Annotated in this window: 21 protein-coding genes and 1 pseudogene; 14 read left to right on the top strand and 8 right to left on the bottom strand. The window is 70.5% G+C overall.

What is annotated here, in order from left to right; genetic code table 11:
- The first annotated feature begins 26 nt into the window (after nt 1–26).
- Complete coding sequence (locus tag OG975_RS10460) at nt 27–683, top strand: transglycosylase family protein (protein WP_406336230.1); 657 nt, start codon at nt 27–29, stop codon at nt 681–683.
- Here OG975_RS10460 and OG975_RS10455 read toward each other — a convergent pair.
- From OG975_RS10455 to OG975_RS10445, 3 genes and pseudogenes are all read right to left on the bottom strand, one after another.
- Nucleotides 571–1,299 carry an ATP-binding cassette domain-containing protein gene (locus OG975_RS10455; protein WP_406328860.1) on the bottom strand — a complete coding sequence of 243 codons (729 nt, stop codon included), beginning with the start codon at nt 1,297–1,299 and terminating at the stop codon, nt 571–573. The two genes, OG975_RS10460 and OG975_RS10455, sit on opposite strands and share 113 nt — an antisense overlap.
- Nucleotides 1,296–3,968, bottom strand: coding sequence for an ABC transporter permease subunit (locus OG975_RS10450; protein WP_406328859.1), 2,673 nt, complete (start codon nt 3,966–3,968; stop codon nt 1,296–1,298). The genes OG975_RS10455 and OG975_RS10450 overlap by 4 nt, the downstream gene beginning before the upstream one ends.
- A gap of 110 nt (nt 3,969–4,078) precedes the next feature.
- Nucleotides 4,079–4,540, bottom strand: a pseudogene (locus tag OG975_RS10445) (hypothetical protein); the annotation flags it as partial.
- Nucleotides 4,541–4,674: 134 nt separating this feature from the next.
- Here OG975_RS10445 and OG975_RS10440 point away from each other — a divergent pair.
- The 3 genes from OG975_RS10440 (at nt 4,675) to OG975_RS10430 (ending at nt 7,743) form a co-directional block, all read left to right on the top strand.
- Nucleotides 4,675–5,211, top strand: a complete 537-nt coding sequence (locus OG975_RS10440) for a hypothetical protein (protein WP_406328858.1) — start codon at nt 4,675–4,677, stop codon at nt 5,209–5,211.
- Nucleotides 5,186–6,472: an ABC transporter substrate-binding protein gene (locus tag OG975_RS10435; protein WP_406328857.1), complete on the top strand. Its 1,287-nt coding sequence runs from the start codon at nt 5,186–5,188 to the stop codon at nt 6,470–6,472. Before OG975_RS10440 ends, OG975_RS10435 begins: the two co-directional genes overlap by 26 nt.
- A 233-nt stretch (nt 6,473–6,705) precedes the next feature.
- Nucleotides 6,706–7,743 carry a helix-turn-helix transcriptional regulator gene (locus tag OG975_RS10430; protein WP_406328856.1) on the top strand — a complete coding sequence of 346 codons (1,038 nt, stop codon included), beginning with the start codon at nt 6,706–6,708 and terminating at the stop codon, nt 7,741–7,743.
- Here the strand turns inward: OG975_RS10430 and ctaD are convergent.
- Nucleotides 7,625–9,319, bottom strand: a complete 1,695-nt coding sequence (ctaD, locus tag OG975_RS10425; protein WP_406328855.1) for a cytochrome c oxidase subunit I — start codon at nt 9,317–9,319, stop codon at nt 7,625–7,627. The two genes, OG975_RS10430 and ctaD, sit on opposite strands and share 119 nt — an antisense overlap.
- A 405-nt stretch (nt 9,320–9,724) precedes the next feature.
- On the opposite strand from ctaD, the gene OG975_RS10420 reads away from it, so the two are divergent.
- A complete protein-coding gene (locus OG975_RS10420; protein WP_327427621.1) occupies nt 9,725–9,937 on the top strand; it encodes an I78 family peptidase inhibitor in 213 nt (70 codons plus the stop codon).
- A 217-nt stretch (nt 9,938–10,154) separates the two neighbouring features.
- Here OG975_RS10420 and OG975_RS10415 read toward each other — a convergent pair whose 3' ends face one another.
- Both OG975_RS10415 and OG975_RS10410 read right to left on the bottom strand, forming a co-directional pair.
- Entirely contained in the window at nt 10,155–11,183 is a 1,029-nt protein-coding gene (locus OG975_RS10415; RefSeq protein ID WP_406328854.1) for a phosphatase PAP2 family protein, read from the bottom strand.
- Nucleotides 11,184–11,391: 208 nt separating this feature from the next.
- Nucleotides 11,392–12,573, bottom strand: coding sequence for a glycosyltransferase family 39 protein (locus OG975_RS10410; RefSeq protein ID WP_406328853.1), 1,182 nt, complete (start codon nt 12,571–12,573; stop codon nt 11,392–11,394).
- Between the two features lie 300 nt (nt 12,574–12,873).
- Between OG975_RS10410 and OG975_RS10405 the strand changes: the two genes are divergently transcribed.
- Both OG975_RS10405 and OG975_RS10400 read left to right on the top strand, forming a co-directional pair.
- Nucleotides 12,874–14,478, top strand: a complete 1,605-nt coding sequence (locus OG975_RS10405) for an MFS transporter (protein ID WP_406328852.1) — start codon at nt 12,874–12,876, stop codon at nt 14,476–14,478.
- Between the two features lie 420 nt (nt 14,479–14,898).
- Nucleotides 14,899–16,089: an acyl-CoA dehydrogenase family protein gene (locus tag OG975_RS10400; RefSeq protein ID WP_406328851.1), complete on the top strand. Its 1,191-nt coding sequence runs from the start codon at nt 14,899–14,901 to the stop codon at nt 16,087–16,089.
- Between the two features lie 46 nt (nt 16,090–16,135).
- Here the strand turns inward: OG975_RS10400 and OG975_RS10395 are convergent, their stop codons facing one another.
- Nucleotides 16,136–16,573, bottom strand: a complete 438-nt coding sequence (locus OG975_RS10395; protein ID WP_327427617.1) for a cell division protein SepF — start codon at nt 16,571–16,573, stop codon at nt 16,136–16,138.
- A gap of 290 nt (nt 16,574–16,863) precedes the next feature.
- Between OG975_RS10395 and OG975_RS10390 the strand changes: the two genes are divergently transcribed.
- The 5 genes from OG975_RS10390 (at nt 16,864) to OG975_RS10370 (ending at nt 22,179) form a co-directional block, all read left to right on the top strand.
- On the top strand, nt 16,864–18,120 hold the full coding sequence (locus OG975_RS10390; RefSeq protein WP_406328850.1) for a DUF5685 family protein: 1,257 nt from the start codon (nt 16,864–16,866) through the stop codon (nt 18,118–18,120).
- Between the two features lie 232 nt (nt 18,121–18,352).
- Nucleotides 18,353–20,821 (top strand): nitrate- and nitrite sensing domain-containing protein, encoded by a 2,469-nt coding sequence (locus OG975_RS10385; RefSeq protein WP_406328849.1) that lies wholly within the window; start codon nt 18,353–18,355, stop codon nt 20,819–20,821.
- Nucleotides 20,818–21,246 carry a roadblock/LC7 domain-containing protein gene (locus tag OG975_RS10380; protein WP_327427614.1) on the top strand — a complete coding sequence of 143 codons (429 nt, stop codon included), beginning with the start codon at nt 20,818–20,820 and terminating at the stop codon, nt 21,244–21,246. The genes OG975_RS10385 and OG975_RS10380 overlap by 4 nt, the downstream gene beginning before the upstream one ends.
- Nucleotides 21,243–21,593, top strand: a complete 351-nt coding sequence (locus OG975_RS10375) for a DUF742 domain-containing protein (RefSeq protein WP_406328848.1) — start codon at nt 21,243–21,245, stop codon at nt 21,591–21,593. The genes OG975_RS10380 and OG975_RS10375 overlap by 4 nt, the downstream gene beginning before the upstream one ends.
- A complete protein-coding gene (locus OG975_RS10370; protein ID WP_406328847.1) occupies nt 21,577–22,179 on the top strand; it encodes a GTP-binding protein in 603 nt (200 codons plus the stop codon). The genes OG975_RS10375 and OG975_RS10370 overlap by 17 nt, the downstream gene beginning before the upstream one ends.
- Before the next feature lie 88 nt (nt 22,180–22,267).
- On the opposite strand, the gene OG975_RS10365 is transcribed toward OG975_RS10370, so the two are convergent.
- Nucleotides 22,268–23,221 carry a transporter substrate-binding domain-containing protein gene (locus OG975_RS10365; RefSeq protein WP_406328846.1) on the bottom strand — a complete coding sequence of 318 codons (954 nt, stop codon included), beginning with the start codon at nt 23,219–23,221 and terminating at the stop codon, nt 22,268–22,270.
- 393 nt (nt 23,222–23,614) lie between these two features.
- Between OG975_RS10365 and OG975_RS10360 the strand changes: the two genes are divergently transcribed.
- Together OG975_RS10360 and OG975_RS10355 are read left to right on the top strand one after the other, a co-directional pair.
- Nucleotides 23,615–24,475, top strand: a complete 861-nt coding sequence (locus OG975_RS10360; RefSeq protein WP_406328845.1) for an amino acid ABC transporter permease — start codon at nt 23,615–23,617, stop codon at nt 24,473–24,475.
- Nucleotides 24,472–26,253: an FAD/NAD(P)-binding protein gene (locus OG975_RS10355; RefSeq protein ID WP_406328844.1), complete on the top strand. Its 1,782-nt coding sequence runs from the start codon at nt 24,472–24,474 to the stop codon at nt 26,251–26,253. Before OG975_RS10360 ends, OG975_RS10355 begins: the two co-directional genes overlap by 4 nt.
- Nucleotides 26,254–26,262 lie beyond the last annotated feature (9 nt).

Here is a 26,262-nt window from a genome sequence, read left to right as displayed (position 1 = left end):
TGCGGACCACGCGGATCACACGGACCATGCCGACCCCGTCGATCAAGCGCGTTCGGTACGCGGCCGTGGTCGCCGCCGTCCTGGCCGTCCTCGTTCCACCGGGGGCGGCCACCGCCGCGCCCCCGCCCCCGCTCCCCGGCCCCCAGTCGGTACGGGTGCCGTACGACTGCGCGAAGGACCAGTGGCCCTGGGCCTGCATCGCCGAGTGCGAGAGCAGCGGCCGCTGGGACGCGAACACCGGGAACGGCTTCTACGGAGGGCTCCAGTTCTGGCAGCCCACCTGGGAGGAGTTCGGCGGGCTCGGGTACGCCCCGCGCGCCGATCTCGCAACGCGCGAGGAGCAGATCGCGGTCGCCGAGGAGGTGCTGGCCGCCCAGGGATGGGAGGCCTGGCCCGTCTGTTCCAAGAGGTACAAACTGCAGGGCCGTATGCATGTGGTGAAGGCCGGCGAGACGCTCTACTCGATCTCCCGCAAGTATCAGGTCAAGGGCGGCTGGCAGGCGCTGTACGAGGCCAACAAGCAGATCATCGGCAGCCGCCCGGACAGGCTGAACGTGGGCACACTGCTCGTCATCCCGAAGGGTTCGGCCGGCGCCCGCCACTCGGACCTCGTCCTGTTCGGCCCGCCCCTGGCCCCGTCGCTCCCGTCGTCGCCCGGGCGACCTCGGCCGCCTCTCCGCTGAACACGACCGCGCCGCGGCGCAGTTCATGGACGTACGTCGTCCGCCCGGACCTCTCGCGCAGGCCGGGCGGCAGCCGCTGTTCCGCGACCACCACGCATGCGTCGAGGCCGCCGAGCAGCTCGTACGTCCGTGCCGCGACCGTCGGCGACATGCCCTGCGCGGGCTCGTCGACGAGCACCACGCGCGCGCGTGCCAGCAGGGCGCGGGAGAGGGCGAGCATGCGCTGTTCGCCGCCGGAGAGGGTGCCGGCGCGGCGGGGGAGGAGAGGTTCCAGCTGCGGGTAGGCGTCGAGGGCGGCGGCGAAGCCGGCCGCGGCGAGCTCCAGGTTCTCGCGGACCGTGAGCGAGCCGAAGACGGCCCTGCGCTCCGGGACGAGGCACAGTCCGCGCCGGGCGCGTTCGTACGCGGGCATGCGGGTCACGTCGGCGCCGTCCCAGACGACGGCGCCGCCGGACAGCGGCACGGTTCCCGCGAGGGCGCGCAGCGCGGTCGTACGGCCGGAGCCGTTGCGGCCCAGCAGCACGGTGAGGCCGGGGCCCGGGGCGACGAGGGTCACGCCGTGCAGGGCCTCCAGGGGGCCGTAGCGCACGCGCGCGTGGCGCAGGGCGATGCTCATCCGCCGGACCTCGTCTCCAGTACGCGGTCGGCGGGACCGGAGGTGACGATCCGCCCCGCCGCCATGACATGGACCGTATGGGCCAGGTCGGCGACCAGGTCGAGGTCGTGCTCCACGACGAGGAGAGCCATGCCGTCCGCGGCGAGGGCCCGCAACACGCGGGTCAGCGCGGTCACTTCGGCGGTGTCGAGTCCGGCCGCCGGTTCGTCGAGCAGCAGCACCCGTGGACTCCCGGCGAGCGCCCGCGCCAGCTCGACCCGCCGGAGGGTCCCGGTCGGCAGCCCCGCCGCGGGCAGCGCCCGCACCGGCCCGTCGAGCCCGAGCAGCCGCAACGCCCGCTCCACGGCCCCCGGATCGGCGATCCGTCCCTGCTCGGCGCCCACTTGGACATTTTCGGCCACGGTCAACGAGGGGAAAACCGCCAGCTGCTGAAAGGTCCGCGCGACACCCGACCGGGTCCGTGCGTGCGCGGCCGTCCGGGTGATGTCGTGCCCCCCAAGCAGCACCTTCCCGCGCGAAGGACGCAGCGTCCCGGCGAGACAGTGGAAGAGGGTGCTCTTCCCGGCGCCGTTGGGTCCCACGACGGCGGTCACGCGTCCGGGCCGGATGTCGAGGGAGACTCCGTCGAGGGCGGTGAAGCCGCCGTAGGTGACATGGAGTTGGCGGGCGCTCAGGGACTGGGGGGTGGTGGACTCCAGCCGGGGGCCTGAGGGGCGGGGCGTGGTGCGGCCTGGTGGCGCGGTGTCGTCCGGTCGGCTCGGCGGCTCGCCCGACCGCTGGGCGGGAACGGTGCGGCTCGGCGTACTTCTTGGCTCCGCCGGTCGCAGTCGCCGTCGTACGCGTGCCCCCAACGGGGTCAGTGCCGCCCGGCGGCGCAGTCGCAGTCGGGAGGCCGCCGTACGGAGTGCTTCGTACGGGCCTCCGGGGAAGCGGCCGACGAGGACGGCCAGTACGCCGATCAGGGCCGCCGCCACCCCGCCGCGCGCGCCCGCATCGAGGCCCACGAGGAGGGCGGCGGCGGCCAGCGCGCCGAGGACGCTGTCGGCGCCGAGGACGACGACGGCCGCGAACCAGAGCAGCCCGCGCACGGGGTCGTACGCCGTGGCGTCGAAGGCGCGCAGCCCCATGCCGAGCATGCCGCCGCCGAGCGCGGCCAGGGCGGCGCCCGCGACGAACGCGGTGAGTTTCAGGGCCGGGACGCGGACGCCCGCCGCCGAGGCGCCCGGCTCGTGGTCGCGCATCGCGGCCAGGGACCGGCCGGTACGGCCTCGGCGCAGGGCGTTCGCGGCCAGCAACGCGGCGGCGAGGAGGGCGAGTTCGAGTACGTAGTACGCGCGGTCCCCGTCGAAGCCCGTCGGGCGGTCGAGGGCCAGCCCCGATGTGGCGTACGGCTGGGCGAAGACGAAGCGGCTGACGCCCACGCCGACCGCGAAGGTGGCCAGCGCGAGGGCCAGGCCGTGGCGGCTGATGGCAGGCCAGCCGGTCAGGACACCGAGCGGGGCGACCAGGAGCACGGCCACCGCGAGCGCTGCCAGTTCGGGCAGGCGCGGCAGGCCGGGGAAGCGGCCCGCCGCCAGCAGGGCCGTGAAGAGGGCACCCAGACCCGCGTACGCCGCCTGCCCGAGCGAGATCTGGCCGCCGCGGCCCGTCACGACGACCAGGGACAGAAGGACGACACCGAGCGCGGGCACCTGCACCGACGTATGCAGGTCGGAGCCCGCGAACCCCAAGGGCAGCAGGAACAGGACGACCGCCACGATCCAGGCCCCCGGTGGCGTCGCCATACGGGCCGTTGCCGTGCGCGGGAGCGCGTCGCGGGTGCCGATGCCGGGCAGGACGAGCGCCGCGATCAGCAGCGCGACCACGAACAGGTTCGCGCCGACCGCCTGGAGCAGCGGTTCCGCCCAGCCCGAGGGGTGCAGCCGCGTCAGCTGGCTCTGCGCGACCCCGATGCCGAGGGCCACCACGACGGCGACCGGGAGGCTGCGCATCCGGGCGGCCACCGCCACCGCCATCACCTCCATGACGAGCAGTGGCATGCCGTACGGGTCGAGGCGCACGTAAGGGGCGAGGAGCACGCCAGTGAGGCCCGCCGTGAACGAGCCGAAGGCCCAGCCCGCCGCGGCCACCCGGTCCGCGTCGATGCCACCCAGCACCGCCAGCGAGCGGTCGTCGACGACGGCTCGCAGCTCCGTGCCGAAACGGGTCCAGTGCGTCACGGCCCCCACACCGACGGCCAGCGCGACGGCCACCGCCAGCTGCCCCCACGGATCCGCCGACACCAGTGTCGGCGCGTCCGCGCGCGCCCCCGTGCCCCACACCAGCGCGGCCCCGCCGACCAGCAGCACGAAGACGCCGATGGACGCGACGAGGGTCTGCGCCGGGTCACTGCCCAGGACGGACAGCGGGCGGAAGACGAAGCGTTCCAGGGCCATGCCGATCGCCGGAGCCACCAGCAGCAGCGTCACCGCGGCGCCGAGCGGGAGCGGCCAGCCCCACTCGACCGTGAACTGGCGCAGCAGATACACGCACACCATCGCGATCGCGCCGTGCGCGAAGTTGAGCACGCCGGTCGCCCGGTGGGTGACGATCAGTCCGATCCCGGTGAGCGCGGCGGCGCTGCCCACCGAGAGACCGGCGAGGGTGAGGTCGTACGTCAGCGACGACATCAGTCACCCGGATCGGCGGCGGATGATTCATCGGTCGCGGACGGTCCATCGGTGGCGCACGGGTTGCTGGCGGCTGACGGTTTGTAGGAGGCTGACGGTCTGTTGTCGGCGGACGGTTCACAGATCGGGCACGGCCCCAGGTCCCCGATCATCATGACCCGCGAGTCCACCGGTACGGCCTGCGGCTTCCCGGCGACCAGCGGGCAGTCCGCGCGGTGCCACAGCGTGCCGCCGGGCACCATCAGCAGCTCGCCGCTGGTGGCCAGGGGCGCGGCCGCCATCTGCCCGGACTCGTCGGCGTCGGCGGGCTCGGCCGCCACCAACAGCCTGTACAACTCCTCGACGCGTGCCGCCGCCAGGGCGTTCCGGCCGTGCGTGAGCAGGACCGCGCCCGCGATGATCAGCGCGGCTCCGGGGACCGTGCAGGAGGCGAGGTACGGCAGTTGGCGCTCTGCGTAGCGCTCGCCGGATATCCCGTACCAGCCGATGACGCACAACACCGCTCCCGCGGCGAGCGCGGCCCAGCCGGCCCACAGGACGGGGTGCACAGTCCGCAGTCGAGCTGTCCGCATCCGGGGCTCCCACACGTCGTGTGTTTGTCCATTGACTGTCCATGTCAGCCAATGGCTTGCACTATGCCCTCTGGAAGCTGACCCTGAAAGCTCCGGGCGCACTTGGCCCGGACCGACACCCGGTGGTGAGCCAGATGGTTCTCGGGAGCGACCTCAGGCGGGGCAACAGCCGGGGCGTGGCAGCGGTGGCGGTGCTCGTCCTCGCCGCCCTCACGGCGTGCAGCGACGACAGCGGAGGCGGCAGCAGCGCCCCTCCGCCCACGCCCTCCGTGCGGCAGTCCAGCAGCGCCGAGCCCAGCCCCACGGCACCGTCCGATCCGGCGGCGGCCGAGAAGGAGGTCAAGCAGAACTGGGAGAAGTTCTTCGACCCGGCCGTCTCCCAGAAGGACAAGCAGGCCGTCCTGGAGAACGGCGACCAGATGACGAAGGTCCTCCAGGGCTTCAACGGCGACAAGCGCGGCCAGCAGGTGCAGGCGAAGGTCGAGAAGGTCGAGTTCACCTCGCCGACCGACGCGAACGTCACCTACTCGCTGACCCTCAAGGGCGCGACCGCCCTGCCGGGCGCCTCCGGGACGGCCGTCGAGCAGGGCGGCACCTGGAAGGTCTCCGTCAAGACGCTCTGCGCGCTGGTCCAGCTGAGCGGCAATGAGTCGCCCGGCCCCGGCTGTTGAGTCGGCCGCCCTGGCCGTGCTGCTCCTTCTCGGCACGGCCTGCGGCAGCCGCCTCCCCGAGAGCGACTTCGAGAACCGCTCCACTCCCACGGGACAAGGAGGCACCGCCCCGATCCGCGTCGGCATCATCACCAGCGCCACCAGTCCCATCGGCGGTTCGACGTTCACCGGGCCGCGTGACGGGGCGAAGGCCTACTTCGACCGGCTCAACTCCCGTGGTGGGATCGACGGGCGGCGGGTCGAGTTGCGGCTGTGTGACGACGGCGGCAGCGGGGTCGGCAACAACGAGTGCGTGCACAAACTCGTCGACGAGGACCAGGTCGTCGCCCTCGTCGCCACCACCGCCCTCGACTACGCGGGCGCCTCCCGAGTGTCCCACGCGCGCGTGCCCGACATCGGGGGGCAGCCCATCGGTCCGGCGTACGACACGTATCCGCACCTCTACGGGATCTACGGCAGCCTCGCGCCCCGCGACGGCGAGGTGGGCTGGGGCGGGAAGTTGTACGGCGGTACCGAGGTCTACCGCTACTTCAAGCGTGAGCAGGGCGCCCGTACCGCCGCCGTCGTCTCCTACAACCAGTCCGCGTCGGCCGCCTACGCCCGGCTCGTCACCCAGGGGCTGAAGGCCGAGGGCTACAAGGTGGTCACCGAACAGGTCGACTTCGCGCTGCCCAACTTCCGTGCCGCGGCGGCCGACTTGAAGGAGCAGGGTGCCGATCTTGTGTTCGATGCCATCGACACGCATGGGAACGCGCAACTGTGCAAGGCCATGGACGACGTCGGTGCCAAGGTCATCGCCAAGGTGACCAATGTGCAGAACTGGACGTCCACCGTTCCCACCGACTACAAGGACTCGCCGCGGTGCCGGAACGTCCTGTGGGCTACCGGGGCCAGTCGTAACTACGAGGACACGTCCGATGCGGCTGTACGGGAGTTCCGTGACGGGACCAAGGGGCTGAAGGAGCACTCCCAGTGGCAGTTGGAGGGGTGGGCGGCTGCGATGTGGTTCTCCGACGCTGCCAAGTCGTGTGGGCGCGCGGGGGTCACGCGGGCGTGCGTCGACGGCTTCATGAACCATGGCGAGCCGTATGCCGCCGGCGGGTTGCTGATTCCCGTTCCCTACGAGCGACTGGCCGAGCCGCCGAAGAGCCGCCGGGCCTGTCTGTCGGTGGCCCGCTGGCAGGACGGCCGGGGCTGGGTCTCGCAAGGCAACATGAACACCAACTGCTTCGACGTGCCACAGCTGTCGTATCGGCCGTGACGGTGGGTTCTTTCGCCCCCGCCGCCCCTACCCGTCCCATCCCTGGGGGCTGCGCCCCCAGACCCCCCTAAAAGATTGCGCAGTTCCCCGCGCCCCTAAAAGGGGCGCGGGGAACTGCGCAATCTTTTGGACCAGCCCCCACCCACCCGCAGGCAAACGAACACCCAATGTCCCGCACACCCACGGACTCTTGCGGACAAGCCCTGTCCGCAATGGCTGGCAGACTTTGGGCCATGTTGGAGACATCGGCACGACTGCTGCGGCTGCTCTCGCTGTTGCAGGCCCACCGTGAATGGTCCGGGGCCGACCTGGCGGACCGGCTCGGGGTCACGCCCAGGACCGTCCGCAGGGATGTGGACCGGTTGCGCGAGCTGGGGTATCCCGTCAACGCCAGCCCCGGCACCGGCGGTGGCTACCAGCTGGGCGCGGGTGCGGAGTTGCCGCCGTTGCTGCTGGACGACGACGAGGCGGTGGCCGTGGCGGTCGGGCTGCGCACGGCTGCCGGGCAGGGCATCGAGGGCATCGGCGAGACCTCCGTACGCGCCCTCGCCAAGCTCGAACAGGTGCTGCCGCACCGGCTGCGCCGCCGCGTGGGCGCCCTGAACGCGTTCACCGTGCCGATGCTGCGCGGCCCGCGGCCGTCGGCCGTCGACCCGGGCGTTCTCACCGAGCTGGCCAACGCCTGCCGCGACTTTGAGCGGCTGCGCTTCGAGTACCGCGACCACGGGGGTGCCGCCACCCGCCGCACCGTCGAACCGCACCGCCTGGTGTGCACCGAGCGCCGCTGGTACCTGGTCGCCTGGGATGTCGACCGCGACGACTGGCGTACGTTCCGGGTGGACCGCATCACGCCCAAGCCGCCGCACGGACCGCGCTTCCAGCCCCGTACGCCACCGGCCGAGGACCTGGCGGCGTACGTCTCCAAAGGCGTCTCCACGCGCGCGTACGCCTCACACGCGGTCGTCCGGCTGTTCGTGCCCTTGGAGGAGGCGGCCGAGCGGATCTCGCCTTCCGACGGGACGCTGGAGGCCGAGGGGAAGGACAGCTGCGTACTGCGCACCGGAGCCACGAGCCTCGACGTGATGGTCATTCACGTGATGCTGATGGGCTTCGAGTTCGAGATCATCGAACCCGCCGAGTTCACCGAGGCGGTCAGGACGGCGCGGGACCGGCTGTCCCGGGCGCTGGAGCGGGCTTCGGCTCCAGCGCCGCGTACTCCGGATGGTGCAGGTCGAACGCCGGGGACTCGGAGCGGATCCGGGGCAGCGTGACGAAGTTGTGCCGGGGCGGCGGACACGAGGTGGCCCACTCCAGGGAGCGGCCGAAGCCCCACGGGTCGTCGACCTCGACCTTCGTGCCGTACTTGGCGGTCTTCCAGACGTTGTAGAGGAACGGCAGCGTCGAGAAGCCCAGCAGGAAGGCGCCGATCGTCGAGATGGTGTTGAGTGTCGTGAAGCCGTCGGCGGCCAGATAGTCCGCGTACCGGCGGGGCATGCCCTCGGCGCCCAGCCAGTGCTGCACCAGGAACGTGGTCTGGAAGCCGACGAACAGCGTCCAGAACTGGATCTTGCCGAGCCGTTCGTCGAGCATCTTGCCGGTGAACTTGGGCCACCAGAAGTAGAAGCCGCCGAACGTCGCGAAGACGACCGTTCCGAAGACGACGTAGTGGAAGTGGGCGACCACGAAGTACGAGTCGGTGACGTGGAAGTCCAATGGCGGCGATGCCAGGATCACCCCGGTCAGGCCGCCGAACAGGAACGTCACCAGGAAGCCCGTCGCCCACAGCATGGGTGTCTCGAAGGACAGGGACCCCTTGAGCATCGTGCCGGTCCAGTTGAAGAACTTCACACCCGTCGGAACGGCGATCAGGAACGACATGAAGGAGAAGTACGGCAGCAACACCGCGCCGGTGGCGAACATGTGGTGCGCCCATACGACGATCGAGAGACCCGTGATCGCCATCGTCGCGGCCACGAGGGTCAGATAGCCGAAGATCGGCTTGCGGCTGAAGACCGGCAGGATCTCCGTGATGATCCCGAAGAACGGCAGCGCGATGATGTAGACCTCGGGATGCCCGAAGAACCAGAACAGGTGCTGCCACAGCAGCGCGCCGCCGTTGGCCGCGTCGAACACCACCGATCCGAACCGCCGGTCCGCCTCCAGGACCAGCAGCGCCGCCGCGAGCACCGGGAACGCGAAGAGGATGAGGATCGAGGTGAAGAGGGTGTTCCAGGTGAAGATCGGCAGCCGGAACATCGTCATGCCGGGGGCGCGCATCCCGACGATGGTCGTAATGAAGTTCACCGCGCCGAGGATCGTGCCGAAGCCGGCCAGCGCGAGCCCCATGATCCACATGTCGGCGCCGATGCCCGGCGAGCGCTCCAGGCTGTTGAGCGGGGCGTAGGCGAACCAGCCGAAGGCGGCGGGTCCGTCGGGCACCGCGAGCGAGCCGAGCACGATCAGGGCGCCGAAGAGGAAGAACCAGTACGACAGCATGTTCAGCCGCGGGAACGCGACGTCGGGGGAGCCGATCTGCAGCGGCATGATCTCGTTGGCGAACCCGGCGAAGGTCGGGGTGGCGAAGAGCAGCAGCATGATCGTGCCGTGCAGGGTGAACAGCTGGTTGAACTGGTTGTTGTCCATGATCTGCAGGCCTGGCCGGGCGAGTTCGGCGCGCATGGCCAGCGCCATCAGGCCGCCGATCAGGAAGAAGGCGAACGACGTGATCAGGTAGAGGTGGCCGATCTTCTTGTGGTCCGTGGTGGTCAGCCAGTCCACGACCAGCCGCCCCGGCCGCCGCTTCTGCGGTACGGGTCGCGCCGCCGCCTGCGCGGTGTCCGTCCCCATCGCTCGCCCCTTCGCCGTCGCGCGTACTGGGCCTGCTGAAGCTCACGCCATGATGCTCGCGTCGCCCTGTGCTCCGACAGAGGGCGTGCGGGGGTTGTGTGCTGGAACCGTGTATTTCTTATGCGGCGTCAGCTTCCCGGACACGCCCCGGAAGCGGAATGGAAAGGCTTCGCCGTACGACTGGATCCGCACATTCCATTGGGCTATTCGGGACTGCGTCACGGTAGCTCCGAATTACGTTCGAAGGCGTGCGGAACACGTACGGAACCCCTCGTACGTGTGACGGAGTTCGGCCGAAACGCGTGTCGTGATCCTGTGACAGAAGCGTGACCGGAGGGGGATAGGTGACGCTTCGTCGTGGGCCCGGGCTTCCCCGGCCGGGGTGCGCCGCCTAACGTGGCGGTCATGGCACCCATAACCCCTCCCGCGGAGCCCCAGGACAGTCCGGAGAGCTATGTCGGGCTGGAGGCGAGGAGCGCCGAACACCGTGCCCGGGAGCACGGCTGGTCCTCGGTGCGCTCGCTGCCGCCCGGCGCGATCATCACCATGGAATACCGCTTCGGCCGACTGAACTTCGAGGTCACCGACGGCAGGGTGACCCGCTGCTGGAAGGGCTGACGGCGCCGCTCACGGAGACGGCACCGCTCAGGGAAGCCCACGGAAGCCCGCGGAAGCCCGCGGAAGCCCGCGGAAGCCCACGGAAGCCCACGGAAGTGGCACCACCCCGGAATGCGCGAAGGCCCCCGGCTCATGAGGAGCCCGGGGCCTTCGTGGTGCGGGGAGAGGTTGTGCGTACCGGCCCCGCGGTCTTGATCGGCCTGTGGAGTTGTCGCCCTCAGCCGCCGGCCAGGGGGCGGGCCGGGGTCGTCGTGGTCGCGCGCGGCACGCGGTCCGCGTGCGGCGGGCGGCGGCTGCCGACCGGGGTCACCGGGGTGCGCTCGGAGCGGGCCAGGTGCGGCCCGGGGGCCAGGTAGACGGGCGCCCGGGGCGGGCGGGAGGTGCCGACCGTCTCGCGGGCCGGCATCTCCTCGTCCGCGCCGGTGGGCTGCGTGACCATGACGGGCGCGCCGACCGGCGAGGGGGCCGGAGCAGGCGCCGTACGGCCGCGACGGGAGCGCCAGGTGTCCCGGAGCGCGAAGAGCCCGGCTTCGGCGCGGGCGATCAGCGGCTCGACCCACGGCAGTGCCAGCAGGATCAGCAGACCCGCGGCCCAGCCCAGGAGCACATCGCTCAGCCAGTGCGTACCGAGGTACACGGTGGTGAGGCCGACGCCGAGCGAGGTCACGGCGGATAGCGCGGACAGCCAGCGTCTGGCCCTCGGGGTCGAGGCCAGATAGGCCAGGATTCCCCAGGTCACGACGGCATTGGCGGTGTGGCCCGACGGGAATATATCGCCGCCGAGTCCCATCTCGTTCGAGCCGATCGTGATGGCGTAGTGCGGGCCGAGACGGCCCATGCCGAGCTTGGCGGCGCCGACCGTGATGTTGAGCAGCAGCAGCGAGGCGCCCAGGGTGAGCAGCGGGCGCAGGGTGTGCTGCCGCCAGGAGCGCCAGCCCAGCCAGGCGGCGACCATCACGGCGGTGGGGCCGCGCTGGCCGAGCACCACGTAGTAGTCGAGGAACGCGTGGATCTCCGGCCACTGCTGATAGGGCCGGAAGAACATGACCTGCCAGTCGAACCGGACCAGCCACGACGTGATCGCCACGGCCCACACAATGGCCACGTAGAAGGCCAGGGTGGCTCCGAAGAGCACAACCCTGTGCCGGCTCATCTTCGGCACATCGATGTTGGCCGGTCGTTCCGGCTCACGGTCCAGCCGGGCGAAGACCCGGTCCAGACGGGTGAGGTTTCGTTCGGTACGCACTCAATCGACGTTACAGCGAGTGAGCTGTGTTCCAGGTCGGTTCACTCGCTTTGTGATGACGATGTGATGTGGGATTCCTCTCAGAACCATGTTTATTTCCAATGAATCCCTTAATCATCAGTGAGCGGACTCTTCAATTCCATTGATCGCGCACAGCGTGGCTTTATGGCGCTTATATATTCGTTCACCGAATCCTGGGACGGAATTCTCACGGGGGACCGGAGCCGTTCAGCCAGAAGGCCCCGTAGACCGCCGAGGCCACCGCCACCCCGCCGAGCACCAGCGCTGACCTGGACGTACGCAGCCGGGCCAGGGACAGGGCGAGGGGGAGCAGCAGGGGGAAGGCGGGCAGCAGGAGGCGCGGCTTCGAGCCGAAGTAGCTCGACGCGCACAGGGCGAGCGCGGTGACGACCCCCGCGTACACCAGCAGCGGCAGGGGTTGACCTTGCCGTACGCACGTCACGTACAGCCAGACGATCAGCGCGACCCCGACGATCAGCCCCACACCGGCCAGGGCCGACGGGAACGACGTGAACTTGTCGCCGACGAAGCGGGCGAAGGCGTAACCGCCGTCGAAGCCGTTGCGCCAGCCCGCCTGGACGTCGAGATAGCCGAGCGGGCCCTTGCCCGTGCGGTGGCCGACCCACAGCACGTAGCCGGCGGCGCCAAGGGGCGCGAGGAGCACGCCGAGGGCGCGCCGCCATACCGGTGCGCCCCACGGCCGGGGCGCGCTCCGGTCCCGTACGGAATCTCCCGCGAACGAGGTAATCGCCGCCACCCACAGGGCCGCGACCACCGCGATGCCCACCGGGCGGGTCAGCCCGGCGAGCGAGGCGAGCAGGCCCGCGGTCAGCCAGCGGCCGGTCAGCACCGCGTAGAGCGACCAGGCGGCGAGCGCGGTGAAGAGGGACTCGCTGTACGCCATCGACTGCACGATGCCGACGGGCAGCACCGCCCACACGAGTACGGCGCAGATCCCGGCCCGGCGCCCGTACACATGGTCCGCGACCGCGAAGATCCCCCAGGCCGCCGCCACCGAGGCGAGCGTGCTGACCAGCAGGCCCGCGTCCGCGTACGACAACGGTGTGACCGCCGCGACGAGCCGCTCCAGCCACGGCAGCAGCGGGAAGAACGCGAGGTTCGAGTGGACGTCGCCGTTCGGGAGACGCACCTCGTAGCCATAGCCGAGCTCGGCGACGCGGGTGTACCAGAGCGCGTCCCAGCGGGCCGTCAGCAGCGTGTGGGCGCTCTTGCCGTTCGCCGCGCTCCACAGAGCGAGCGCGACGAGGCCCAGGGCGCGGACGGCCGCGTACCCCAGCAGGGCGGGCGCGGCCCGGCGCAGGGCGCCCGTGCGGGGCGGTGTCGCGACAGGCGTCTCAAGATCGGTCACGGGCTCGATTATCGACGGCACCCGAAGTCGCCATCGATGGCACCCGGAGCCGGCATCGATGGGAACCGGAACCGACAGGCCCCGCGGGGCGTGGTGCACCAGGGGGAGCGTGGCGCACACCACACGTTCGGCCAGGAGAACATGAGAGGTCTGCCACGCGTCATTGGCGGGAACTCGCGTACGCTGACGGCTCACTCGCCTTTGTTGCGTGGGCCCGGGATTCCGCTCTCCAGGCCGCAGCCCCAGGGAGTCCCCACCCTGCGGTCCGCCGAACGCGAGGGAACCTCTGGAGGTACGTACATGTCCGGGACGACCACGGCCGCTGCGCGATGCCGTCGGGAGACCGGGGCCGGTGCCAACCGCTGGGTCGTCCTCGTCGTTCTGTGCGTCAGCCTGTTGCTGGTCGCCCTCGACGCCACCGTGCTGCATGTGGCGGTGCCCGCCGTCACCGAGGACCTCAAGCCCGGCGCGATAGAACTGCTCTGGATCGTCGACGTCTACCCGCTCGTCTGCGCCTCGCTGCTGATCCTCTTCGGCACGCTGGGTGACCGCGTCGGCCGCAGACGGGTTCTTCTTCTCGGATACGGGCTTTTCGGCGTCGCTTCGGGGATCGCCGCGCTCGCCGACAACGCCCAGGTCCTCATCGGCGCCCGCGCCCTGCTCGGTGTCGGCGGCGCCATGATCATGCCCGCGACGCTGTCCATCCTGCGCCAGGTCTTTCCCGACCGGCGGGAGCGGGCGCTCGCGATCGGCATCTGGAGCGCGGTCGCCGCGGTGGGCGCGGCCGTGGGGCCGCTGCTCGGAGGCTTCCTCCTGGAGCACTTCTGGTGGGGGTCGGTCTTCCTCATCAACATTCCGCTGATGCTGATCAGCCTGCCGATCGGGCGGCTGCTGCTGCCCGAGTCGCGGGGCGACCGCAACGGTCCCTGGGATGTGGTGGGTGCCCTGATGGCCGCCGCCGGACTCTTCGGAATCGTCCTCGGCGTGAAGCGGCTCGGTGGCGGTGAGGCGCCGTTCGGCCCCTTCACGCTGGTGCCGCTGCTCGTGGGCGGTGCGCTGATGGCCGGGTTCGTACGGCGGCAGCGGCGGCGTGCGCAGCCGCTGGTCGATCTGCGGATGTTCTCGCGGCCCGCGTTCAGTACGTCGGTGGGGTGCATCGTCCTCGCCATGCTCGCCCTGGTCGGGCTGGAGCTGATCGCCGCGCAGTACTTGCAGCTCGTGCTCGGACTGTCGCCGCTGGAGACCGGGCTGCGGTTGCTGCCGCTCACCGTCGCGGCGATGGCCTCCGGGCTCGCCGGGGCGAAGATGCTGCGGCGGTTCGGGCCGCGGGCGATGGTCTGCTTCGGGTTCTGTCTCACCGCGGCCGCGGTGGTGACGCTCACGGCGATGGGCGGGGACGACAACACCGGGCTGCTGCTCTTCGGGTTCATCCTGCTGGGGTTCGGGCTGGAGACGACGCTCTTCGGGGCGTACGAGTCGATGCTGAGCGAGGCGCCGCCGGCTCAGGCGGGTGGGGCCGCGGCGATCGGTGAGACCTCGTACCAGCTGGGGGCGGGGATCGGTATCGCGCTGCTGGGGAGCGTGATGAACAGGGCGTACGCGCCCGGGCTGACGTCCGTACCCGGGGTCTCGGCGGGGGATTCCGCTGCCGCGGGGCACTCGCTGGGGGAGGCGTACGACGTCGCTGCGCGGCTTGGCGGGTCTCGTGGGGATGCCCTGCGGCATGCGGCTCGGGACTCCTTTGTGCACGGGCTGCATGTGACGCTGCTGGTCAGTGCGGGGTTGTTGCTGCTGGGCGCGGTGATGGCGTTGCGGTTGCCCCGGGTCATGGAGTGCGGGGCGCCTGCGGCGGGCCCGGCCATTCCTGCGCCCAGGGATGTCGCAGAGTCCCGCGTGTCGGCGTAGTCCTCTCCCACCCACGCACCGCCCGATCGGCCTGCTTGAAGGGTGGGCCCCTCCTGTGGGGGTGGCCCACCGTCGGCGTCCGCGCGTCACCGCTCTCCCACCCACGCACCACCCGTTTCCAGCCCGCTGAGACGTGCGGGTCTCCCGTGGGGGTGGCCCGCCATAGGCGGCTGCCGGTTCGGGTGGGGGGTGGTGTGTGGGGCTTCTGCCGGCCGCGACGGCGGGCGCGCGGGCGCCGACGGTGGGCCACCCCCACAGGAGACCCGCACCCTTCGAGCGGGCCGATCGGGTGGTGCGTGGGTGGGAGACGGCGGGTCACCCCTGCGGGAAGGGGTACTGGACGTGCGGGACACTGCGTCGTAACGTCGGGGCGAAACCGTAACTAGCGGTGCTAGTTTTTAGTGTGCCGGAGGTTGTCGTATGTCCGCGTCATCGAAGCTCCCGCCCTTCGACCCCGCTGATCCGCTGGGTATCGACGATCTTCTGGACGCGGAGGACCTGGCCATCCGCGACACCGTGCGGACGTGGGCCGCGGACCGGGTACTGCCCTACGTCGCCGAGTGGTACGAGAAGGGCGAACTGCCCGGGATCCGGGAGCTGGCGCGGGAGCTGGGCGGGATCGGGGCGCTCGGGATGTCGCTCCAGGGCTATGGGTGCGCGGGAGCGAGCGCGGTGCAGTACGGGCTGGCCTGTCTGGAGCTCGAGGCCGCCGACTCCGGGATTCGCTCGCTCGTCTCAGTGCAGGGCTCGCTCGCCATGTACGCCATTCACCGGTTCGGCAGCGAAGAGCAGAAGCAGCGGTGGCTGCCCTCCATGGCCTCCGGCGATGTCATCGGGTGCTTCGGGCTCACCGAACCCGACCACGGTTCCGACCCCGGCGCCATGCGGACGTACGCCAAGCGCGACGGCGGTGACTGGGTCCTCAACGGGCGGAAGATGTGGATCACCAATGGGTCCGTGGCCGGTGTCGCCGTCGTCTGGGCTCAGACCGACGACGGGATCCGCGGGTTCGTCGTGCCCACCGACCTGCCCGGGTTCTCCGCCCCCGAGATCAAGCACAAGTGGTCCCTGCGCGCCAGCGTCACCAGCGAGCTCGTCCTCGATGACGTACGGCTGCCCGCCGACGCCGTGCTGCCGGACGTGACCGGGTTGAAGGGGCCGCTCAGCTGTCTCTCGCACGCGCGGTACGGGATCGTATGGGGTGCCATGGGTGCCGCGCGGTCCAGCTTCGAGACCGCCGTGGAGTACGCGAAGACGCGCGAGCAGTTCGGGCGGCCCATCGGCGGTTTCCAGCTCACCCAGGCCAAGCTCGCCGACATGGCGGTCGAGCTGCACAAGGGGATTCTGCTCGCCCATCACCTGGGGCGGCGCATGGACGCGGGACGGCTCCGTCCCGAACAGGTCAGCTTCGGCAAGCTCAACAACGTACGAGAGGCGATCGAGATCTGCCGGACCGCCCGTACCATCCTCGGCGCCAACGGGATTTCCCTCGAATACCCCGTGATGCGGCACGCCACGAACCTGGAGTCGGTGCTCACGTACGAGGGCACCGTCGAAATGCATCAACTCGTGCTGGGCAAGGCGCTCACCGGACTGGATGCCTTCCGCTAGACCCGGTCGAAGGCCCGGCGGGGCAGGGCCGGTGAGCGGCCCTGCCTCAGCTCTGGTTGAAGAAACCGTCCGTCTGACGGCCCGCGGCCTCGCCGCTGACGATCTCCGTGTTGGCAGGGGTCAGCAGGAAGACACGGGTGGCGACCCGCTCGATCGTGCCGCGCAGACCGAAGGTCAGGCCGGCCGCGAAGTCCACCACGCGCTTGGCGTCGGCGGCCTCCATGGACGTGAGGTTGATGATGACCGGGACACCGTCCCGGAAGAGTTCGCCGATACCGCGTGCGTCCCGGAAACTGTCCGGGGTGACCGTGCCGATCCGGCGGCCCTTTTCCTCCGCCGTCTCGGACGCGACCTTCACGCGCGGGTCGGTGACCCAGGCATCGCCGGATTCCTGACCCTCGGCGTAGTCGTCGTCGTAGTAACGCTCGTCATCGTTGTCGTCGACGAGGCCAAGCCAGGCACTCGCCTTGCGCACCGATCCCATGGACGCCTCCTCTCACAGCGGTCTTTCTTGCTTTCCGCATCCCCATGGTCGTCCATGATGCGGATGTCGCGCCAAGTGGATAGACGCCGCGCGGGGGTTTCGTGACGGTACTGGTGCACAGCGAATACGTCGAGAGCCCGCGTGCCCCAAGGGTGTTGCTGTGTACGGCTGCTGACTGAGAGTGAAATATGATTCTCGACGGCGTTCGGGTGATGGGTGGGGCGTACGGGTGAACGGGGTGGTCGATACGATGCCGCAGCTCAACGTCGTACGCATCACGGGGGAGTGTCGTGTTCGGGATCGTCAGGCCATGCAGTCACCGCCTCGGTGAAGGGCTCAAGACGCAGTGGATGGCGCATTTGTGCGGGCTGTGCCTCGCGCTGCGCGGGGATCACGGTCAGTTCGCTCGGATTGTCACCAACTATGACGGGCTGCTGATATCGGTTTTGACGGAGGCTCAGGCCGAGCGCGCCACCGGGTGGCGGCGTACGGCGGGACCGTGCCCGTTGCGCGGCATGCGGACCGCGTCCGTCGCTCAAGGCGAGGGCGCACGGCTCGCCGCTGCGGTCTCGCTGGTGCTCGCCTCGGCGAAGGTGCGCGACCACGTCGCCGACGGGGACGGGCTGTTGGCTCGCAAGCCCGTGGCGCTCGCCGCGCGTCGGGTCGCCGCGAGCTGGGGCAAGGCGGGTGCGCGGACCGGCTCCGACGTCGGCTTCGACACCGCCGTACTCGTCGACGCCGTGGACCGGCAGCTCGGCATCGAGGCGCTGGCAGGGATCGGCACCCCGCTGCTGACGGTCACCGAACCGACCGAGACCGCCACCGCCGCGGCCTTCGCGCACACCGCCGTACTGGCCGGGCGCCCGGGCAACGCCGAGCCGCTCGCCGAGGCCGGACGGCTCTTCGGACGGCTCGCGCATCTCCTGGACGCCGTGGAGGACAAGGAAACTGACGCCGCGTCGGGGGCCTGGAACCCGCTGACGGCCACGGGGACGCCGCCGGCCGAGGCCCGGCGGCTCGCCGATGACGCCTTGCACGGGATACGGCTCGCGCTCCGCGAGGTCGAGTTCACGGATGGCAAGCTCGCGCATCTGCTGCTCGCGCATGAGCTGGGGCGGTCGGTGGACCGGGCGTTCGGGACGTCGGGATGCGGTCACTCCCATGAAAGCTCACCCGGGGGCTCGTCCGAAGGCTCACCCGAGGGCTCCTTCGGTCCGCCGCAGCAGGGCGGACCGTACAGCCCGCAGAGCCCCCAGGGCCCGTACGATCCGCGGAATCCGTACGCCGGCGGTGGCAACCCCTTCGGCGGCGGGCCCTCCTTCCAGCCGCCGGGGCCGGGCAAGCGGGGCTTCTGGGCCGGGTGCGCGGCCGCGATCGGGCTGTGCTGCACCTGCAAAGTGTGCTGCGCCGACGAATTCGAGGGGCCGTGGTCACGCAAGAAGCGCGAGGGGTGTCTCAGCAACTGCGACTGTGACTGCAACTGCTGCGAGGCCTGTGAGTGCTGCGAATGCTGTGAGTGCTGCTCGTGCTGCGACTGCGGACTGTGACGGTCGTAGCGGTCGGCGTATACGAGTGCGGACGCCGCCGTGCCGTCGCGCGGGGCTGACCTGCGGGTCGGCAGGGGCTGTGTTTCGGGAGGGTAAAACAAAAACATGATCGGGTGACCGGGGTCCCGTGAGGGTCGTTGGTCCGGCGCAGAACCATTTCTGCCCTGCCAGCAACCCGTCCTCCCCATAAGGCACTTCAGTGGACGTCACACCGAAAGCGACGACCGGGCGCGTGCCCGGCCCCCGCGGCGGGACGGGCCGTACGGCTCCCCGCACCATCCGCACCCGGCTCCTCAGAATCCTGATCCTCGCCCTCGCCGTGCTGCTCGCGCTGCTCGGCACCTCGGCGGTCGAGCAGATCATGGCCTACCGCAACGCCTCCGCCACCGCCGACAACGCGCGCCTGGAGATCACCCTCCAGGGCCTTGTCCACGAGTTGCAGAAGGAGCGCGGCCTCACCACTGGATTCGTGGGCGGCGTAGGGCAGTTCAGCGCCAAGCTGCCCGCGCAGCGCAAGGCCACGGACACGGCTCGGGCGGAGCTCGACCGGGTGCTCGCCGGCCGCGGTGACGCCGCCGCCGACTCCGTACGCGAGTCCCTCGGCCGGCTGAAGGGCCTGGCCGGGATCCGCGCGCACGCCGACGACGGCACCGGCGTGGTGAAGGACACCTTCGACTACTTCACCACCACGATCACCGTCCTCGACCGGCTCGGGCTCGGCCTCGACGACGTCCACGACAGCACGCTGCGCGACGCCTACCAGACGCTCCAGATCCTCGGCAACGCCAAGGAGTTCACCGGCGAGGAACGCGCCATCGTGCTCGGCTCGGTGCGTGCCGGGCGGTTCCGCGGTGACGACTACAGCCGGTTCATGGAGATCCGCGCCGGACGGCTCGCCGCGCTCGACGCGTTCCCGCACGCCGCCTCCGACGCGCAGGTGCGGCGTCTGGACGCGGCGATGACCACACCGGACGCCGAGCGCGCGCTGTCGTACGAGAGCGTCGCCGTGCGGGGCGGCGGGCAGCTCAGTTGGCGCGGTATCCCGCCGATGGCCTGGTGGGACAGCATGACCTCGACCATCAACGGGCTGCGGGACGTGCAGATCTCGCTCGGCGCGGATGTCGAGAACCGGGCCGCCGGGCTGGAGAGCGCCGCCCAGCGCGATCTGCTGCTGTTCGTGCTGCTGGCGTTCGGCACGATCGTCGCGCTCGGCGGCCTTGCGCTGGACTGTGTACGGTCCGTGTCCACACCCCTCACCGACCTCGCCCAGCAGGCCCGCGAGGTCGCGGGCAAGCGGCTGCCGAAGGCCGTGGCCCGGGTGCAGGCCGCCTCCTCGGGGGAGAGCCCCGAGCCGCCCGCTCCGCTCGCCCTGACGGACAAGGCCGGGGCCGAGGTGCGGGAGGTCGCCGAGGCCTTCGACCGGGTGCAGCGCGCCGCCTTCGACCTCGCCACCGAGCAGGCCGTGCTGCGCCGCAACGCCACCGACTCGCTGGTCAGCCTCGGCCGCCGCAATCAGAACCTGGTACGCCGTCAGATCAGCTTCATCAACAAGCTGGAGCACGAGGACGCCGACCCGGCCACCCTCGCCAACCTCTTCGAACTCGACCACCTCGCCACCCGTATGCGCCGCAACGCCGAGAGCCTCCTCGTGCTCGCGGGGGAGTCCAGCCCCCGCCCCTGGTCCACGCCGCTGTCCATCACCGATGTGCTGCGCGCCTCGCTCTCCGAGGTGGAGGAGTACCGGCGCGTCACACTGCGCCGGATCGAGCCCGCGCACGTCAACGGCTCCGTCGTCGCCGAAATCGCCCATCTGCTCGCCGAGTTGGTGGAGAACGCGCTGAGCTTCTCGCCGCCGGACTCCGACGTGGAGATCGAGGGGCGGCGCACCAGCGCCGGCTATCTGGTCGCGATCGTCGACCACGGGCTCGGCATGGACACCCAGGCGCTCGCCGAGGCGAACGTACGGCTCTCCGGCACCGCCAGCTTCATGGCCGAACCCACCCGTTTCCTGGGCCACTTCGTGGTCGGCGCGCTGGCCCGCAAGTGCGGGATCGAGGTGCGGCTGGGCGAGGCGCCCGCCGCGGGTGTCGTCGCACGTGTCCTGATCCCCACCGCGCTGCTCACGGAGGCCGCCCCGGCGGTGGCGGCGCCGAAGGAGAAGGCACAGCTCCCGGCGCCGCGCCGCGCGTCCGACGCGTCCTCCGCGGTGCCCGAGGCGCGTGCCGGACAGCTCGTCTCGGTGGCGGGGCAGCCCGTCGGCGCGGACAAGGAGGCGCACGACGGCTCCGCCGCACGTACGCCCGACGGTCCCGTCCACCGTACGGCGGACCCGCACGCTCAGCGGGGGGAGCCCGCACGCGGCGCCTCCGCCGCCCGTACCCGCAACGGACTCGTCAAACGCCCCCGCCGCAGCGCGATCTCGGAGGCCGTCAGCGAGACCGACCGCCCCAGCCGTCCGGCACCCGTCGATCCGACCCCCGACCGCAGCCCCGAGGAGATCTCCGGGATGCTCGCGAACCTGCGCAGCGCGCACATGCGGGGCGGGATCAGCGTGGAGAAGGAAAAGGAGAGGGAGCGGGAGAAGGAGCAGGGGAGGCAGCGCGACAAGGAGACGACCGCGCCGGAAGCGGCCGAGAAGTCCGGCGAAAAGTCCGGCGAGAAGTCCGTCGCGAAGTCCATCGAGAAGGGTGAGGGCAAGTGACCACCCTCGACACGCACAACGACTCGCAGACCTTCAACTGGCTGCTCGCGAACTTCGTCCGGAACACCGACGGGGTGCGCGATGCCGTCGCGGTCTCGTCGGACGGGCTGCTGATCGCGGTGTCGGACGGGCTCGGGCGGACCGAGGCCGACCATCTCGCGGCGATCGTGTCCGGGCTGAGCAGCCTGGCGCGCAGCGCGTCCAAGCGGTACAGCTTCGACGGGGTCAAGCTGATCATGATCGAGATGGGGCGCGGCTTTCTGCTCGTCTCGGCGATCCGGGACGGGAGTTGCCTCGGCGTCCTCGCCGACAGCAGCGGTGAACTCGGCCTGGTCGGCTACGAGATGGCGGTGCTCGCGGAGCGGGCGGGTGATCTGCTCACCCCGGCGCTCATCGCCGATCTGCGCCAGGTGTTGCCACGGTGAGCGGCGGACATCCCGAAGAGGGCGCGGAGGACGCGACGTTCGTACGGCCGTTCATCATCACCGGCGGCCGGTCCGAGCCCGCGCAGGCCGATCTTCGCCTGGAGACGCTCGTCGTCGCCATCGGCGTGTCCGGCGAACCGCTGGCCCTCGAACGGCAGCAGATCGTCGCGCTGTGCGAGCGGCCCACGACCGTCGCCGAGATCGCCGACGCCGTGGGGGTGCCGTTGGGGGTCGCCAAGGTGCTGATCTCCGACCTCGTCGTGGCCGGGCGGCTTGCCTGTCAACAACCCGCGGAGCTGCCGCTCCACACGCTCGAAAGGATCAGGGACCATGTCCGCGCGCTCTGACAAGATCGTGCCGTTGGCCGTGAAGATCGTGGTCAGCGGCGGGCTCGGGGTCGGCAAGACGACCTTCATCGGTGCCATCTCGGAGATCGAACCGCTCGACACGGAGGCGGCGATCACTCAGGTGTCGCTCGGGGTCGACTCTTTGGAGGGGGTCGAGTCCAAGACGACCACGACCGTCGCGCTCGACTTCGGACGGATCACTCTCGATCCGTCCATCGCGTTGTATCTGTTCGGGACGCCCGGGCAGGACCGGTTCTCCTTCCTGTGGGACGACCTGGTGGAGGGTGCCCTCGGGACGGTCGTGCTGGTCGACACCCGGCGGATCGAGGACTGTTTCCCGGCGCTCGACTACTTCGAGGCGCATCGGGCTCCGTTCGTGCTGGCGGTCAACCGGTTCGACGGATCGCAGCGGTTTGCGATTGATGAGGTGCGGGAGGCTCTTGAACTCGGGGACGACGTGCCGGTGTTGGAGTGTGATGCGCGGGATCGGGGGTCGGTGCGGGATGTGTTGGCCGCGTTGATGGACCGGGTGATCGGGAGTCGTACGGCTCCTCGGCGGCGTGCGGCTGCCTTGGTTGTTCGTTAGCTGCGGGACGGTGGGGGCTGGTCGCGCAGTTCCCCGCGCCCCTTACAGGGGCGCTCCAGTCAAGGGCGCGGGGAAAGCACCGTATGCCTCAGCCCTTCAGTTCCGGCGGTGAGATCTCGGACTTCGCTATCGCCGAACCCGTCGTGCCCCACTTCTTCAGGATCTTCTCGTACGTTCCGTTCGCGATCAGGTCGTTCACCGCGGCCTGGAAGGCGGGTGCCAGCTCGGTGCCCTTCTTGAAGGCGAAGCCGACGTCGAGGCGGTGGAACTCGTTGAGGAACTTGACGCCCTGCTGGTGGGCGACGGCGTAGCGGAGGCCGTTGATGGTGCTCATCAGGATGTCGCTGCGGCCCTGTTGGAGCGAGGACCAGATCGCGCCCTGCTCGCTGTAGGTCTGCACCTTGTACGCCTTCTTGCCGGCGTCGGTGCAGACCTTCTTGTTCTCCTCCAGTGTCGCTTCGAAGGTGGTGCCCGCGCCCGTCGCGACGTTCAGGCCGCACAGCTGCTTCAGGTCGGTGATCTTCGTCAGCTTGCTGTCCGTGCGGGTGGCGAAGCCCTGGCCGTCGTTGATGTAGGTGACGAAGTCGATCACCTTGCGGCGCTCGTCGGTCACGCCGAAGTTGCTGGCCCCGACGTCGTACTTGCCGCTGTCGAGGGCAGGCAGGATCGCCTCGAACGAGGCCTGCTCCGTCTTGAGTTCGATGCCGAGCGCCTTGGCGACGGCGTTCGCGAAGTCGACGTCCTGGCCGGTCAGGGTCTTGCCGTCGTTCAGATACGTGGTGCCGGGCGGCGTACCGCCGACGCTGACCGCGAGGGTGAGGCTGTGTACTCCGGAGGGCAGCAGCTGGGCGGCGGCCTCGTCCTTCTTGACGGCGGAGACGACGTCCGTGGTGGGGATCTTGTCCGTCTTGGCCGCGGCCTGTGCGGTGCCACCGGTGGAGTCGTCCGAGCCGGAACCGCACGCGGTGAGCAGCAGGGTAGCCGAAGTAATCAGGGCAAAGGGCGCAAAATATCGATTGCGGGCACGCGTGGGCGTACGCATGGTGTGCGTCTCCTGGAAGCAGAAGGCGGGAGGGAAAGCGCGAGGGGAGGGGTGCGCGTGTGAAGGCGGGGGAGAACGCGAAGGCGCCCGTCAGGAGCGGGCGCGCAGGGGGTCAGCTCAACAGGACGAGGACCACACTCGACCGAAGTCGATGTGGGAGCGCGTGACCAGCCACTGCTGCCGATTCATGGCCCAAGTGGAACAGGCATCCGTTTCCGCGTCAACTGCGCTGAGACGTAACGCTCACAGTATGGACAGCCTTGACAGTGAGGGGAAACGCCCCCGTACTCTCGGTGGACGGTCCTGCTGAGGGGCTCGGCCGTATGCGCCCCCTGGCGCTCCGTGTGAAGGCATCAGCCGCGTTCAATCCCTGACGCATCACGGAGCCTTCGCATGTCCTCCGACACCCTGACCAAGGCCGCCTCGGCCGAACCTGAAGACCCGGAAGACGCCGCGCCCCTGCGCATCGTCCCGCGCCGCCGTCCCGGCCTGTGGACCACCGCCGTCGTCGTGCTGGTGCTGCTCGGGCTGGCCCTCAACTCCGTCGTGCGCAATGACGCGTTCCAGTGGGACGTCGTCGGCGACTACTTCACCTCGGCCTCCGTACTGCGCGGCCTCTGGCTCACCCTCTGGCTGACCGCGGTCGTGATGGCGCTCGGCTTCGCCCTCGGCACGCTGCTCGCCGCGTTCCGGCTGTCCACCAACCCCGTTCTGAGGGCGGTGAGTTGGGGATACGTCTGGCTGTTCCGGTCGATGCCGATCCTGGTGCAGCTGTTGTTCTGGTTCAACATCGGGGTGCTGTACCCGCAGATCCTCGGCGTGAAGACGGTGAACCTGCTCGGCCCGGTCACCGTCGCCGTCGTCGGACTCACCCTGCACGAGGCCGCGTACGCCGCCGAGGTGGTGCGCGGCGGCATCCTCTCCGTCGACCGCGGCCAGATCGAGGCCGCGCAGGCGCTGGGCCTGAGCCGGTGGCGCCGCTGGTGGAGGATCGTGCTGCCGCAGGCGATGCGCTCCATCGTGCCGCCCGCCGGGAACATGCTGATCGGCACCCTCAAGGGCACCTCCATCGTCAGCGTCATCGCCGTGCAGGACCTGCTGTACTCCGTGCAGCTCGTGTACCACCGCACCTACCAGGTCATGCCACTCCTGATGGTGGCCACACTCTGGTACGTCGTCATCACCTCGGTGCTGAGCGTCGGGCAGTACTACGTCGAGCGGCACTACGCGCGCGGTTCGGGGCGCGGCCGATGAGCACAGGACGACCCTCGCTGGTGATCGTGGGGGCCGGACCGCGGGGGACCGGTCTCCTGGAGCGGATCGCCGCCAACGCGCCCGACCTGTACGGCGATTGGGGCACACAAGGCCTGGAAGGGTTCGACATCCATCTCGTCGACCCCTATCCGCCGGGCGCCGGACGCGTCTGGCGCGAACAGCAGTCACCGCTGCTGTGGATGAACTCCGAGGCCCAGGACGTCACGATGTTCACCGACGAGACGGTGGACATGGCCGGGCCGGTGTTCGAAGGACCCACCCTGCACGAATGGGCGCGCCTCGACGGGCGCACCTTCGCGGACCGGCCGCGGCAGGGCGCGTACATGCGCTGGGTGTACGAGCGCGCCGTGGCCGCCCTGCCGCCGGGCGTCCGGGTCCATCACCACCCTCGCCGCGCCCTGCGCGTGGGCGGGCCCCGCGAGGGGCGCCAGCAGGTGTGGCTGGAAGGCCTGCCGCGACCGCTGCTCGCCGATCTCGTCGTCCTGACCCTCGGCCACCTCGACGCCGAACTCGACGACGAGCAGCGCGAGTTGGCCGCGTACGCGCGCGAGCACGGGCTCGTCCATCTGCCGCCGGACTTCACCGCCGACAGCGACCTGTCCGCCCTGAAACCGGGCGAACCCGTCCTCGTCCGCGGCTTCGGGCTCGCCTTCGTCGATCTGATGGTGCTGCTCACGGAGGGGCGCGGCGGGCGGTACGAGGACGGGGTCTACCACCCGTCCGGGCGGGAGCCGATCCTGCATGTCGGCTCCCGGCGAGGCGTCCCCTACCACTCCAAGATCGGCTACGGCTGGGAGGGCGAACGTCCCCCGCTGCCACGGTTCTTCGGGCCCGCCGAGATCGACGAACTCCTCGCGCGTCCCGGAGGCTTCGACTTCCGGCGGGACGTGTGGCCGCTGGTCGAGAAGGAGCTGGGGTTCGCGCACTACCACCGGCTGTTCACCGCGCACCCCGAGCGCACCCGGACCGCCTGGACGGACTTCGAGGAGAAGTACGCGGCCGGCGACGGCGCCGAGATCCACGCGCTGGTGGCGTCCGCCGTGCCCGACCTCGCCGACCGGCTCGACCTGGCCGCCCTCGACCGCCCGCTGGACGGGGTGCGGCACACCTCGTACGAGGAACTCCAGACCGGGTTGCGCGCGTACATCGAGAATGATCTGAGTCGGCGTCACCAGTCCTCATTCAGCCCGGACTTGGCCGTCTTCCTCGGACTGCTCTCTGTCTACGGCCAGCTGGTCCGGCTCGGTGACATCGGTTCGTGGTGGCACGGCTTCTTCAGCTCTCTGGCATCCGGGCCGCCCGGACCGCGGCTGCGGCAGATGCTCGCGCTGTCGCGGGCCGGGATCCTGAAGTTCGCCGGCGCCGACATGACCGTCACCGCCGAGGACGGGGTCTTCCGGGCGGGCAGCGCCACCGTGCCCGGCGTGACGACCGAGGCCCGCGCGCTCGTCGAGGCACGGCTGCCGCACCCCACGGTCGCGCGCACCCGGGACGCGCTGCTGCGGGAGCTGTACGCCGACGGGGCCGCCGCGACCCCCGAGGGTCTGCTCGCCGTCGACCCCTCCGACGGGCGGGTCCTGGACCGTTCCGGCACCCCGCACCCCCGGCGCTTCGCGCTCGGTCCGCACACCGATGCCCGGGGATCCGGCGCGTTCACCCGGCCGCGTACCGGTGGCCCGGCCTTCCGGCAGAACGACGCGACCGCGCGTGCCGCGCTGGCGTTCCTGCGCGACCTGTCCTGTCGCGCCGCCGCCTGAACGCTCCGC

The sequence above is a fragment of the Streptomyces sp. NBC_00203 genome, from assembly GCF_045206325.1.
GTDB lineage: Bacteria > Actinomycetota > Actinomycetes > Streptomycetales > Streptomycetaceae > Streptomyces > Streptomyces lutosisoli.
Note: the sequence above shows the minus strand (reverse complement) of the source record. Positions and strands in the feature narration are given on the sequence as shown.